The following is a 12,335-nucleotide window of genomic DNA, read 5'->3' on the forward strand; positions in this document are numbered from 1 at the left end:
CCCGGGCGGTCCTAGGGGGCGCGAGTCCGGCCATTCTCCACGGCGGGACGCCCCACAATGGATCCATGAGGATCTCGGCGCGGGCGGATTACGCGGTACGGGCGGTACTGGAGCTGGCCGTACGGCAGGGTAACGGCCCGGTGAAAGCAGAGGAAATCGCCGCCGTGCAGGACATCCCGCACAAGTTCCTGGAGGGCATCCTGGGCGATCTCAGGCGGGCCGGGATCGTGGACAGCCGGCGTGGCGGGGGCGGTGGTTACCGGCTGGCGCGGGCGGCGCAAGCGATCACCGTGGCCGACGTCATCCGGGCGGTGGACGGCCCGATCGTGTCGGTGCGCGGCGAACGCCCGACGGGCCTCGCCTACACGGGCACGGCCCGGCCGCTGCTGCCGCTGTGGATCGCCCTGCGCGCCAACGTCCGCCGCATCCTGGAGGGCGTCACCCTGGCCGACCTCGCGGCGGACACCCTGCCGGAGCCCGTGCGGGCGCTGGCGGCGGAACCGGGGGCGTGGGAGAACCCGTGAGGGGCGGCACCGGCCGACCGGGAGTTGGTCGGGCGGGGCTCGGCCGGAGGAGACCGGGCCGGGCGGGACCGGGCCGACGGGGACTCGGCCGACCGGGGGACCGGCGCGTTTCCCCGCGCCTGTGCCGTTCGTTAGGGCGGACGTGATCAAGAAGCTCACCTGTGCCTCCGTCCTGGCCGCCGCGCTGCTGGCCACCGCCGCCCCCGCCGCCGAGGCGGCCGGCGCCGTCCGGTCTCCCGTCCCCGCCGCCGGCGCCCCCGGCGTCCCCCTCCTGTCCGGCCTCGTCGGCTCACTGCAGTCGGGCAAGCCGGTCACCTCGCTGAACACCCTGATCCCGCCCGGCGTCCTGGGCCGCTGACGCGGACGCCCCGGCCGGTGCGGGATCGTCTCCTTCGCACCGGCCGGCACGCTGGTGCCCGGTTCGGCGAGGCGGGGAGCCGTCGCCCGGGGTCAGCGAGGAGTGAGGAGGCAGAACTCGTTGCCTTCCGGGTCGGCCAGCACCGTCCAGGAGAGCGCGGACTGATCGATACCGGGGTCGGTGGCGCCCAGGGCGCGCAGCCGGGCCTCCTCCGCCTTCATGTCGTCACCGGGGTAGGGGCAGACGTCCAGGTGGACGCGGTTCCACACGCTCTTGGTGTCGGGGGTGCGGACGAACTCCAGATAGGGGCCGACGCCTTGGGCGGACCGCATGACCGCCTGGTCGTCGGTGACCTCGTGCAGCGTCCAGTCCATCGCCTGGTCCCAGAACCGGGCCATCGCGCGTGGGTCGGCGCAGTCGACCACCACCGCGGCGATCGGCCCGGTGTCCCGGTAGACCGGGCGGGGCTCCAGGACGCAGAACTCGTTGCCCTCCGGGTCGGCCATCACGGTCCAGGGCACGTCCCCCTGACCCACGTCGGCGAGCGTCGCGCCGAGCTCCCGCAAGCGCGCGACCAACTCCGCCTGGTGGGCGGTCGAGGTGGTGGCCAGATCGAGGTGCACCCGGTTCTTCACCGTCTTGGGTTCCGGGTGGGCGATGATGTCGACGCAGACGGCCACGGGGTCGGGGTAGGTGAAACCCACGGGTTCGAGGTTGGTGATGCCGGGCCCCTCGCTGTCGACACCCCAACCGAGTACCTCCGCCCAGAACCGGCCGAGCGCGGAGTCGTCCCTGGCCTTCATGTTGATCTGCACGAGTCTCGTTGCCATGCCGCAGATCCTAGAAGCCGCCGCCGGGACCGCGGCCGGAGTGCCGCCTGGCGTGGCCCGCACCGGGGGCGTGCGGCCGGCTGTGCGGTTCAGTAGGCCACCGGCCAGCCCGACGACCAGTTCAGCAGGTTGACGCCGAGCTTCGGGGTGCCGCCCGCGTTGCCGTCGTAGTAGTGGTAGACGATCAGGTCGCCGTCGACGTCGTGCGTGATGGACTGCCCGCCGGGACCGATGACGTTGCCGTGGGACTCCAGGACCGGGGTGCCGCCGTTGTTCGTCATCGCCACGCCGTTCCTGTCGTAATACGGCCCGGTGACCGAGGTCGCCCGGCCGACCTTCACCTTGTACGTCGAGCTGGTGCCCTGGCAGCAGACGTCGTAGGACGCGAAGAGGTAGTAGTAGCCGTTGCGCTTGACGATGTACGGCGCCTCGACCGCCTTGCTGCCGGTGGGGCGGGCGGCGAGGGAGTAGCGCCTGGTGTCGCCCGCGTACTGCTTCCCGGTCGCGGGGTCGATGCGGATCATCTTGATGCCGGTCCACCAACTGCCGAAGGAGAGCCACCACTTGCCGTCGTCGTCCACGAAGAGGTTGGGGTCGATGGCGTTGTAGTCGCTACTGGAGGTGGAGGTGTAGACGACGCCGTAGTCGGTCCAGGAGCCGGGCAGCCCGGTCGTGGAGCCGGCCAGGCCGATCGCCGAGGTGTTCTCGCCGAACTTGGAGACGGCGTAGTACATCAGGTACTTCCCGCCGGCGTACGAGATGTCCGGCGCCCAGGCCTCGGTGGCGTACGACGACCACCAGCCCGGCTTGGTGGCGAAGGCGTCGGCGCCGGCGGTGAAGGAGATCCGGTCGGTGGAGGTCCGGTAGCCCAGGCCGCCGCCGGTGGCGTAGAGCAGGTAACGGCCGCCGGAGGTGCGGATCATCGTCGGGTCGTGCACGACGGTACTGCCGGTGACCGTGCCGGGGTTGGGATAGGCGGAGGCGGTGCCCGGCACGAGCGCGAGCAGCAGGGCGGCGGGGACGGCGAGGAGTGCGGTGCGCTTCATTGCGGCTCCCTCTTCCTGGCGACGTTCGTGATATCGAACTACGATCGCAGCTTCGGACGGGACCGTAGAAGCGATTCGTCAACGAGTCAACGGTTCTGACAGGAACTCACAGAGGGTGGCGCCGGATCCTGTCTTCGCCTTCCGCGGGCGCCCGCGCCGGCCCCGAGTCCGACGTGTACCTGTGCTGGCGCGGCGGATCCTCCGTGGGACCCGTCCCGCCTCTTCAAGTCCCGCGAGCCACGTCCCTGAACCCCGTTCCCGACCCCGGCCACTACCCGGCCGGCCTGGTCTCCTCCTCCAGCCACGCCAGGTACGCGCTGCTGCCCGCCACGATCGGGGTCGCGATGATCTCGGGGGTGTCGTAGTCGTGCGCTGCCTTGATGTAGGTCTCCAGGGCTTCGTAGCGCGCCGTGGTGGTCTTGAACAGGATCTGCCACTCCTGCTCGGTCTGTGTCGCCCCCTTCCAGCGGTAGACGCTGGTGACGGGGGCGCTGATCTGCGCGCACGCGGCGACCCGGGCCTCCACCGCCCCGGCGGCGAGCGTCTTCGCCTTCTCCTCGCTGTCCGTGGTCGTCAGGACGATCAGGTGCCGGTGCTCTGTCATGGGCGGTGTTCCTTCCGGGGGACGGGTCCTCTACCGGACGGACGGTACCGAGACCGCCCGCCCACCCACCAGCGCGCCGGCCCGCGCCCAAGGTGGCACCGGCACCGGGGGCGCGGCCGGCACCGGCGAGTCCACCCGGCCGGTTCCGTCGCCGTCCCGGAACAGCGAAGTGGCGTTGCCGGGCACAGGAAAACCTCCGTATCCGAGCGCGGCCCGTGCGGGCCGCTCCTGGATACGGAGGTGTCGGCGGGTCTGTTCACCTCACCCGCCCGGAGGAGAGATTCACGCGCCGAAGCGGTGGATCGTCGTCGTCCGGTACGTCCGGCCGGGGCGCAGCACCGTCGACGGGAACTCCGGGTGGTTCGGCGAGTCCGGGAAGTGCTGCGTCTCCAGGCACAGGGCGTCACCCTGCCGGTAGGTACGGCCCGAGGTGCCGGTGAGCGTGCCGTCGAGGAAGTTGCCGGAGTAGAACTGGAGCCCCGGCTGGTCGGTGTCGATCTTCAGGGTGCGGCCGGAGTGCGGGTCGCGCAGGGTCGCGATGTGCTCGGGCCGCGCGGTGATCCCCTTGTCCAGCACCCAGTTGTGGTCGTACCCCTTGGCCAGTACCAGCTGCTCGTGGCCCGCCCGCAGGTCCCGGCCGACGGGCTTGGCGTGCCGGAAGTCGAACGGGGTGCCCGCGACCTTGGCCAGCTCCCCGGTGGGGATCAGGCCCGCGTCGGTCGGGGTGTAGCGGGCGGCGGCGATGGACAGCTCGTGGTCCTCGATGCCGCCGCTGCCCTCGCCGGCCAGGTTCCAGTAGACGTGACTGGTGAGGTTGACGACGGTGGCCTTGTCGGTGGTCGCCTCGTAGTCGATGCGCCAGTCCCCGTGCCGGGTGAGGGTGTACGTCACCCGAGTGCGCAGCGTGCCCGGGTAGCCCATCTCGCCGTCTGCGCTGGTGTAGCGCAGCCGCAGGCCGACGTCCGTGCCCTCGGTGAACGGCTCGACGTCCCACACGCGCTTGTCGAAGCCCTGGGCGCCACCGTGCAGGCTGTTGTCGCCGTCGTTCACGTCGAGCTGGTACGGCTTGCCGTCCAGGGTGAACCGGCCCGCGTCGATGCGGTTGCCGTAGCGGCCGATCAGCGCGCCGAAGTACGGGCTCTGGGCCGCGTAGTCGGCGAGGTTGTCGAAGCCGGCGACCACGTTGGCGTACCGGCCGTGCCGGTCGGGGAGGTGCAGGGTCTGGACGACACCGCCGTAGGAGAGCACCTTCATCCGGGTGCCGCCGTTCTCCAGCGACCAGCGGTGGACCTCGGTGCCGTCGGCGAGCGTGCCGAAGTGTTCCCTCACCGGCTTCCTTCCCGGGGCCGCGTGGGCCGTGCCGCCGAGCGTGGTGGCGGCCAGGCCCGCGGCGGCTGCCCCCGCGATGACCGTGCGTCTGTTGAGTTCCATGGGTGCGGCTCTCGCTTTCTGCGCGCTTACGAACCGGACTTGCGCTTGTTCCACACGTCGAACCCGACCGCCACCAGCAGGGCCAGGCCCTTGATGACCTGCTGCCAGTCGGTGCCGACGCTCAGGAGGTTCATGCCGTTGTTCAGCACGCCGAGGACGAGGCCGCCGATGATGGCGCCGAGGACGGTGCCGACACCGCCGCTCATGGACGCGCCGCCGATGAACGCGGAGGCGATCGCCTCCAGTTCGAAGTTGACGCCCGCCTTCGGCGAGGCCGCGTTCAGCCGGGCGGCGACCACCAGGCCCGCCAGGGCCGCGAGCACGCCCATGTTCAGGAAGACGTAGAAGGTGACCTTCTTGTCCTTCACACCGGACAGCTTGGCCGCCGGCAGGTTGCCGCCGATGGCGTAGATGTGCCGGCCGAAGATCGCGTTGCGCATGACGTAGCCGTAGCCGACGACCAGTGCGCCGAGGACGATCAGCACGATCGGGGTGCCCTTGTAGCTGGCGAGCAGCAGGGTGAGGACGAGGATCGCCGCCACCATGGCCGTCAGCTTGAGCAGGAACAGCCGGAGCGGCACGACGTCCAGGGAGAACTCCTGCTGGCGGCGGCGGCCCCGGAACTCCTGCCACACCACGGCCGCGATCAGCACCAGCCCGAGCAGCAGCGTGAGGTTGTGGTAATTGGTGTTCGGTCCGGTCTCGGGCAGGAAGCCGTTGCCGAGTTTCTGCAGGCCGTGCGGGAACGGGCCGAGGGTCTGGCCCTTGAGGAGGATCTCGGTCAGGCCGCGGAAGAGGAGCATCCCGGCGAGGGTGACGATGAAGGACGGTATGCCCAAGTAGGCGATCAGATAGCCCTGGACCGCGCCCGCGGCGGCGCCCATCAGCAGGCACAGCACCAGCGCGACGGGCCAGGACACCCCGTGCTGCACGGTCAGGACGGCCGCGAAGGCGCCGGTGAACGCGGTGAGCGAGCCCACCGACAGGTCGATGTGGCCGGCGATGATGACCAGCATCATGCCGATCGCGAGGATCAGGATGTAGCTGTTCTGCAGCACCAGGTTGGAGACGTTGCGCGGCAGCAGCAGGTCCCCGTCGGTCCAGATCGCGAAGAGGACCACGATCAGGCCGAGCGCGATCAGCATGCCGTACTGGCGCATGTTGCGGCGCAGCCCGGCCAGCATCAGGCCGAGCAGGCCGTCGGCGGCCGGTCCGCTCCCGCCCGGCGGCGCGGGGGCCGGGCTCTTGGCGGTCACATCCGTGCTCATCGCGTTACCTCTTTGTCCTTTGTCATATGGCGCATCAGCACTTCTTGCGTGGCCTCGGCCCGCGGCACCTCACCGGTCAGCCGTCCGGCGGCCATCGTGTAGATGCGGTCGCACATGCCGAGCAGCTCGGGCAGCTCGGAGGAGATGAAGACGACCGCCTTGCCCTGGGCGGCGAGCTGGTCGATGACCGTGTAGATCTCGAACTTGGCGCCCACGTCGATGCCGCGGGTCGGTTCGTCGAGGATCAGCACGTCCGGACCGGCGAAGATCCACTTGCTGAGGACGACCTTCTGCTGGTTGCCGCCGGAGAGCTTGCCCACCGGCTCGAACACGGTGGGCGCCTTGATGTTCATGGACTTCCGGAAGCCCTCGGCGACCTGCCGCTCCTCGTGCTCGTCCACCACGCCCCGCTTGGCGACCTTGTCCAGCGCGGTCAGCGAGACGTTCCGGTTGATGGTGTCGATGAGGTTCAGGCCGTAGTGCTTGCGGTCCTCGGTGACGTACGCGATGCCGTGCCCGATCGCCTCCGGCACCGTCTTGGTACGGATCTCCCGGCCGTCCTTGAGGACCGTGCCGCCCGCGTACCGGCCGTAGGTCCGCCCGAAGACGCTCATGGCGAGTTCGGTGCGGCCCGCGCCCATCAGGCCCGCGATGCCGACGATCTCTCCGCGGCGCACGGTCAGCGACACGTCGTCCACGACCTTGCGCTGCTGGTCGATCGGGTGGAACACGGTCCAGCCGCGGATCTCCAGCGCCGGTGCGACGCCCTGCTCCGGCCGGTGCGGGGTGCGTTCGGGGAAGCGGTGGTCGAGGTCGCGGCCGACCATGCCGGCGATGATCCGCTCCTCGGTGGTCTCCGGCGCCTTCACATCGAGGGTCTCGATGGACCGGCCGTCCCGGATGATCGTCACCGAGTCGGCGACCTTGCGGATCTCGTTGAGCTTGTGGGAGATGATGATCGAGGTGATGCCCTGCTTCTTCAGCTCCAGGATCAGATCGAGGAGCTTGTCGCTGTCCTCGTCGTTCAGGGCCGCCGTCGGCTCGTCCAGGATCAGCAGCTTCACCTGCTTGGACAGCGCCTTGGCGATCTCCACCAGCTGTTGCTTGCCCACGCCGATGTCGGCGACCCGGGTCTCCGGGTGCTCGTCCAGGCCGACCCGGCGCAGCAGCTCGGTGGCGTGGCGCAGGGTCTCGCGCCAGTTGATGAAGCCGCGCGTGGCGTGCTCGTTGCCGAGGAAGAGGTTCTCCGCGATGGACAGGTGCGGCACCAGCGCCAGCTCCTGGTGGATGATGACGATGCCGTGCTGCTCGCTCGCCCGGATGTCGCGGAACTGGCAGGTCTCCCCCTCGAAGAGGATGTCCCCCTCGTAACTGCCGTACGCGTGGACGCCGGAGAGCACCTTCATCAGGGTGGACTTGCCGGCGCCGTTCTCCCCGCAGATGGCGTGGACCTCGCCCCGCCGGACGGTCAGGGTGACGTCCGACAGCGCCTTGACACCGGGAAAGGTCTTGACGATCGAGCGCATTTCCAGGACGGGTCCCGCCATGGTCGTGCCTTTCACTCCGTAGGAAAAGGGCGGGTCACTTCAGCTGGGACTCGGTGTAGTAACCGCCGTCCACCAGCACCTTCCGGTAGTTGGACTTGTCGACGCTGACCGGCTGGAGCAGATAGGCCGGCACGACCTTGGCGCCGTTGTCGTAGGTCTTGGTGTCGTTGACCTCGGGCTTCTTGCCCTTCAGGGACTCGTCCACCATCGTGGCGGCGACCTCGGCGAGCTTGCGCAGATCCTTGTAGACGGTCTGCGTCTGCTGCCCGGAGATGATCGACTTCACGGAGGCCAGCTCGGCGTCCTGGCCGGTGATGACCGGCAGCGGCTTGCTGCCCGAGCCGTAGCCGTCCGACTTCAGCGCGGACAGGATGCCGATGGAGATGCCGTCGTACGGCGAGAGCACCGCGTCGACCCGGCCGCTCTTGTACGACGAGGTGAGGATGTCCTCCATGCGCTTCTGCGCGGTGGTGCCGTCCCAGCGCAGGGTGACGACCTGGTTGAGCCGGGTCTGCCCGGACTTGACGACCAGCTGCTTCTTGTCGATGTAGGGCTGGAGGACCTTCATCGCCCCGCCGAAGAAGTACTTCGTGTTGTTGTCGTCGTTGGAGCCGGCGAACAGCTCGATGTTGAACGGGCCCTTCGCGCCCTTGTCCAGTCCGAGCTTCTCCACGATGTAGCTGCCCTGGAGCGTGCCGACCTTCTCGTTGTCGAACGAGGCGTAGAAGTCGACGTTCTCGGTGCCGAGGATCAGCCGGTCGTAGGAGATGACCGGGATGTTCGCGTCCTCGGCCTGCTGGAGCACGCTGTTGAGCGACTTGTTGTCGATCGCCGCGATGATCAGGCCCTTCACGCCCTGCGTGATGAGGTTCTCGATCTGCGAGACCTGCGTCTCCGGGTCGTCCTCGCCGTAGACCAGCTTGGTCTTGTAGCCCTTGGCCTGAAGGTTCTTGACGACGTTCCGGCCGTCGGAGATCCAGCGCTCGGAGGACTTGGTCGGCATGGCGATGCCGATGGTGGCGCCCTTGGAGTCGCCGGACTTCTCCTTGCTGCCGCCCTCGCTGTTCTGGCCACAGGCGGTGAGGGCGAGCGCGAGCGAGGCGGCGCCGGCTATCGAGGCGAGGGCGGCTCTGCGGTTGCGCATGGGGATCAGTCCTTGTCGTTCTCGTCGTGGAGAGGGGCGGACGCTTCGACGGGGAAGCGGTGGAGCGCCCTCGGCAGCCGGGAGCCGAGCGGCGCCATGTCGCCGTCCGCGCCGTGCCGGGCGAGCAGGTCCAGGGCGAGCCGGCCGCGCCGCACCCGCTCCCGGGCGGTGTCCAGCGTCACGTCCCGCAGGTGGCGGCCCCACGGGTAGATGCCGGGCGCCTTGGACAGGCCGAACTTCAGGTACAGCGGGGCGCCGCGCCGGATCAGCTCGGCGACCTCGTACATCCGGATGTAGCCGCCGAGGTCGTCCGGGGCCTCGATGTACATGTCCATCGGCGCGCCGGACACCCGCCGGATCTCCGTGAGGTGGTCCAGCGTCAGATCGCTGGGCACGTTGACGGAGTCGGCGCCGAGCCGCTCGTACACGGCGTACGAGGCGGGGTTGACCGGGCCGATGAGTGCGGACACCTTCAGCGTGGTGTCGGCCGGGATGATCCCGGCGCTCCGGGCCCGGTGCAGGGTCCACAGCACGCCCTCGTCGGCGACGAGCAGGCACTTGACGCCCAGCTCGGTGGCCCGGACGGCGTCCTCCACGCAGCCGGCGACCGCGTCGTGGCCCCGGGCGCGCAGTCCGGCCCCCCGCGAGTCGGACCGCACCGAGCCACCGATGTCCCAGGTGCCGCGCGGGCCGGTGAACAGGCACAGTTCGATGTCGCGTTCGGCGGTGGCCTCGACCATCTCGGTGATCTCGTCGTCGGTGAGCATCCACACGCCGCTGCCCTGGCTGATCCGGTGGATCGGCACATCCAGGCGGGATGCCTCCTTGAGGACGACCGCCAGCGCTTCGGGACCCTCGCACGAGGGGATCTCGGTGCGCCAGCGGCCGCCGCCCGGGAAGGTGTGGACGGAGGCGTCGGCGGGGTCCAGGGCGGGCGCGCCCAGACCGAGTGCGGCGAGCACCTGCTCGCCGGGCCTGCGGGCTGCCGGGGCGGAAGCGTCGGTCACAAGCTGTCCTTCGTGTTCGGTATGTCGGACAAGGGTCGCGGCTCTGGGTAACGGAAAAGCGTGGGTGTACGCCGGCCGGGGCGTGGTCAGGGCACCCCCCGGCCGGCGTACGGTCAGGGGCGGAGCAGCACCTTGCCCACGGCGGGATCGCCGGCGCCCACCAGCTCGATGGCCCGCGGGAAGTCGGTCAGCGGCACCTCGTGCGTGACCAGCGGCAGCGGGTCCAGCAGTCCGGCACCGAACACCCGCACGGCGTACGCCCAGGCGTCCGGCGGCGCCCCGAAGACGGTGTGCACCTCCAGCTGCCGTACGACCAGATCGGTCGGGTCGAGCCCGTCCGCGCCCGGTGCCGGGATCCCGGTGAGGACCAGGCGCCCGCCGCGCCGCAGCAGCGCGGCGGCGGTACGGGCGGCGGAGGCGGACCCGGCGGTCTCGATCACCACGTCGAAGCCGTCGGGCAGCTCCTGGCTCCTCAGCCGGAAGTCGCTCGCCCCGAACCGCCGGGCCAGCGCCTCCCGGTCGTCGCGGGTGCCCACCACCAGCAGCTCGGCCGGTGAACCCGCCGCGAGGAACTGCACGGCGAACATCCCGAGGGTGCCGGTGCCCACCACCGCGACCCGCTCGCCCGGCCGGGCGTTCGCCTTCAGCGCGGCGGCGGCGATACAGGCGGCCGGCTCCAGCAGCGCGGCGGCGGTGAGGTCGGCGTCGTCCGGCAGCACGTGCAGCAGCCGGGCGGGCAGGGTGAGGGTGGCCGCCATGGCGCCCGGCCGGGTGAACCCGGTCTCCTCGTACCCGGCGGTGCACAGCGTGGTCTCGCCCGCGTGACAGCGGTCGCACACCTGGCAGTTGCGGAAGCCCTCGCCGACCACCTTGCGGCCGGCCAGCGACGCGGGCACCCCGGCCCCCACCGCCGTCACCGTGCCCGACCACTCGTGCCCGGGCACGAGCGGGTAACTGACGTACCCCTCGGGCCGGTTGCCCTGGTACACCTCGCGGTCGCTGCCGCAGATGCCGACCGCGTGCACGGCCACCAGCGCCTCGCCGGGGCCGGGCTTACGCGGCGTGTGGGCCTCGACCCGGTGCACGCCCGGCGCCTCGACCAGGACCTGTGAACTCACTGGGCGTCCTTCGGATTGCGCTTCTCCCAGCCCTCGGCCCACAGGTCGAAGTGGGCCCGCTGCTGTGGGAACTCGGCCGCCGCGTCGACGTCCAGCTCGACACCGAGACCCGGCGCGTCGGAGAGGTGGAAGCAGCCGTCCTCCGGGTTCACCTGCGGGGCGCCCTTGACCACCTTCTTGATCTCCGCGTCCGCGAAGTCGTTGAAGTGTTCGAGGATCTTGAAGTTCGGGGAGGTGAAGCCGACCTGGAGGGAGGCGGCGGTGAGCACGGAGCCGCCGACGTTGTGCGGGGCGACCAGCATGTAGTGGGTCTCGGCGGTGGCGGCGAGCTTGCGGGTCTCCCAGATGCCGCCGATGTGGCCGACGTCGGGCTGGATGATGTCCACGGCCTGGCTGTCGAACAGCTCGCGGAACTCGATCCGGTCGTGGATGCGCTCGCCGGTGGCCACCGGGATGTCGACCTTGGCGGCGACCTTCTCCAGCGCCTTCAGGTTCTCCGGCGGCACCGGCTCCTCCAGCCAGGCCGGCTTGAACGGCGCCATCTCCTTGGCCAGCCGGACGGCGGTGGCGGGGGAGAAGCGGCCGTGCATCTCCAGCATCAGCTCCGCGTCCGGGCCGATGGCGTCCCGTACGGCCTCGATGAGCGAGACGGCGTACAGGGTCTGCTGGTGGTCCAGCTCGAAGTGGCCGGTGCCGAACGGGTCGATCTTCAGCGCCTTGTAGCCGCGCTCCACGACCCCCTGCGCGGCCTTGTGGTACGCCTCCGGCGTGCGCTCGGTGGTGTACCACCCGTTGGCGTACGCCTTGACCTTGTCGGTGACCTTTCCGCCGAGCAGCTGCCACACCGGCACGCCCAGCGCCTTGCCCTTGATGTCCCAGCACGCCATCTCGACCACCGCGATGCCGGACATCACGATCTCGCCGGCGCGGCCGTAGTCGCCGTACTTCATACGGCGCACCAGGTCCTCGACGGCAAAGGGGTCCGAGCCGAGAATGTGGTTGACCTCGGCCTCCCGCAGATAGCCGATCAGCGCGTCCGTATGCCCGAGCATCCGGGTCTCGCCGACTCCGGTGATCCCCTCGTCGGTGTGCACCTGGACGTAGGTCAGGTTGCGCCACGGCGTGCCGACCACGTGTGTGCTGATTCCGGTGATGCGCACGGCAGTTGCCCCTCAGCTGTTCGGTATTTCGTCACACGTTCGAAATGCTGGCGTGACAGTAAGGACGGGGCGGCGGAGGTGTCAATGGGTCGAACAGGTAACGGTTTCGGCAAGGCGTCCGGGACGCCTTCCGCTCCCGCACCGAACCTTCACAGCCACGCCTGGAACCCGGCCCGCGCGGACTCTAGTCTTCCCGCGTCATGGACTATTGCCACCCCTGCCGACGCCACCTGAACGGCGCCCTGGCCTGCCCCGGCTGCGGCACACCCGCCTCCGGCCACGGCGACGACGCGTACGG

The 12,335-nt window shown here is 70.1% G+C and carries 12 protein-coding genes and 1 pseudogene; 3 read left to right on the top strand and 10 right to left on the bottom strand.

What is annotated here, in order from left to right; genetic code table 11:
- Window positions 1–65: 65 nt before the first annotated feature.
- Both ABD350_RS09355 and ABD350_RS09360 read left to right on the top strand, forming a co-directional pair.
- Window positions 66–524, top strand: a complete 459-nt coding sequence (locus tag ABD350_RS09355; protein WP_344347370.1) for an RrF2 family transcriptional regulator — start codon at window positions 66–68, stop codon at window positions 522–524.
- A 121-nt stretch (window positions 525–645) separates the two neighbouring features.
- Window positions 646–882 (top strand): hypothetical protein, encoded by a 237-nt coding sequence (locus ABD350_RS09360; protein ID WP_344347371.1) that lies wholly within the window; start codon window positions 646–648, stop codon window positions 880–882.
- Window positions 883–974: 92 nt separating this feature from the next.
- On the opposite strand, the gene ABD350_RS09365 is transcribed toward ABD350_RS09360, so the two are convergent.
- The 10 genes from ABD350_RS09365 to ABD350_RS09410 form a co-directional block, all read right to left on the bottom strand.
- Window positions 975–1,712, bottom strand: coding sequence for a VOC family protein (locus ABD350_RS09365; protein WP_344347372.1), 738 nt, complete (start codon window positions 1,710–1,712; stop codon window positions 975–977).
- Window positions 1,713–1,801: 89 nt separating this feature from the next.
- On the bottom strand, window positions 1,802–2,758 hold the full coding sequence (locus ABD350_RS09370) for an arabinan endo-1,5-alpha-L-arabinosidase (protein WP_344347373.1): 957 nt from the start codon (window positions 2,756–2,758) through the stop codon (window positions 1,802–1,804).
- Window positions 2,759–3,029: 271 nt separating this feature from the next.
- The gene (gene cutA / locus ABD350_RS09375) at window positions 3,030–3,362 is read right to left on the bottom strand and encodes a divalent-cation tolerance protein CutA (protein ID WP_344347374.1); all 333 of its coding nucleotides are present in this window, start codon (window positions 3,360–3,362) and stop codon (window positions 3,030–3,032) included.
- Between the two features lie 282 nt (window positions 3,363–3,644).
- A complete protein-coding gene (locus ABD350_RS09380; RefSeq protein ID WP_344347375.1) occupies window positions 3,645–4,793 on the bottom strand; it encodes an aldose epimerase family protein in 1,149 nt (382 codons plus the stop codon).
- A 26-nt stretch (window positions 4,794–4,819) separates the two neighbouring features.
- The gene (gene mmsB / locus ABD350_RS09385) at window positions 4,820–6,061 is read right to left on the bottom strand and encodes a multiple monosaccharide ABC transporter permease (protein WP_344347376.1); all 1,242 of its coding nucleotides are present in this window, start codon (window positions 6,059–6,061) and stop codon (window positions 4,820–4,822) included.
- On the bottom strand, window positions 6,058–7,608 hold the full coding sequence (gene mmsA, locus ABD350_RS09390) for a multiple monosaccharide ABC transporter ATP-binding protein (protein ID WP_344347378.1): 1,551 nt from the start codon (window positions 7,606–7,608) through the stop codon (window positions 6,058–6,060). The genes mmsB and mmsA overlap by 4 nt, the downstream gene beginning before the upstream one ends.
- Window positions 7,609–7,642: 34 nt before the next feature.
- Window positions 7,643–8,752, bottom strand: coding sequence for a multiple monosaccharide ABC transporter substrate-binding protein (gene chvE / locus ABD350_RS09395; protein ID WP_344347379.1), 1,110 nt, complete (start codon window positions 8,750–8,752; stop codon window positions 7,643–7,645).
- Between the two features lie 5 nt (window positions 8,753–8,757).
- Window positions 8,758–9,759: a hypothetical protein gene (locus ABD350_RS09400; protein WP_344347380.1), complete on the bottom strand. Its 1,002-nt coding sequence runs from the start codon at window positions 9,757–9,759 to the stop codon at window positions 8,758–8,760.
- 113 nt (window positions 9,760–9,872) lie between these two features.
- The gene (locus ABD350_RS09405) at window positions 9,873–10,877 is read right to left on the bottom strand and encodes a zinc-dependent alcohol dehydrogenase (RefSeq protein ID WP_344347381.1); all 1,005 of its coding nucleotides are present in this window, start codon (window positions 10,875–10,877) and stop codon (window positions 9,873–9,875) included.
- The gene (locus tag ABD350_RS09410; RefSeq protein WP_344347383.1) at window positions 10,874–12,037 is read right to left on the bottom strand and encodes a mandelate racemase/muconate lactonizing enzyme family protein; all 1,164 of its coding nucleotides are present in this window, start codon (window positions 12,035–12,037) and stop codon (window positions 10,874–10,876) included. The genes ABD350_RS09405 and ABD350_RS09410 overlap by 4 nt, the downstream gene beginning before the upstream one ends.
- Before the next feature lie 200 nt (window positions 12,038–12,237).
- Between ABD350_RS09410 and ABD350_RS37935 the strand changes: the two are divergent.
- Window positions 12,238–12,291 (top strand): annotated as a pseudogene (locus tag ABD350_RS37935) (hypothetical protein); the annotation flags it as partial.
- Window positions 12,292–12,335: the final 44 nt, after the last annotated feature.

This window comes from Streptomyces nogalater (assembly GCF_039532885.1).
Lineage (GTDB): Bacteria > Actinomycetota > Actinomycetes > Streptomycetales > Streptomycetaceae > Streptomyces > Streptomyces nogalater.

Bases quoted from the DNA above. Each gene is read 5' to 3' on its own strand.
- ABD350_RS09355 (WP_344347370.1), top strand. From the start codon at position 66: ATGAGGATCTCGGCGCGGGCGGATTACGCGGTACGGGCGGTACTGGAG.
- ABD350_RS09365 (WP_344347372.1), bottom strand. From the start codon at position 1,712: ATGGCAACGAGACTCGTGCAGATCAACATGAAGGCCAGGGACGACTCC.
- ABD350_RS09370 (WP_344347373.1), bottom strand. From the start codon at position 2,758: ATGAAGCGCACCGCACTCCTCGCCGTCCCCGCCGCCCTGCTGCTCGCG.
- cutA (WP_344347374.1), bottom strand. From the start codon at position 3,362: ATGACAGAGCACCGGCACCTGATCGTCCTGACGACCACGGACAGCGAG.
- ABD350_RS09380 (WP_344347375.1), bottom strand. From the start codon at position 4,793: ATGGAACTCAACAGACGCACGGTCATCGCGGGGGCAGCCGCCGCGGGC.
- mmsB (WP_344347376.1), bottom strand. From the start codon at position 6,061: ATGAGCACGGATGTGACCGCCAAGAGCCCGGCCCCCGCGCCGCCGGGC.
- mmsA (WP_344347378.1), bottom strand. From the start codon at position 7,608: ATGGCGGGACCCGTCCTGGAAATGCGCTCGATCGTCAAGACCTTTCCC.
- chvE (WP_344347379.1), bottom strand. From the start codon at position 8,752: ATGCGCAACCGCAGAGCCGCCCTCGCCTCGATAGCCGGCGCCGCCTCG.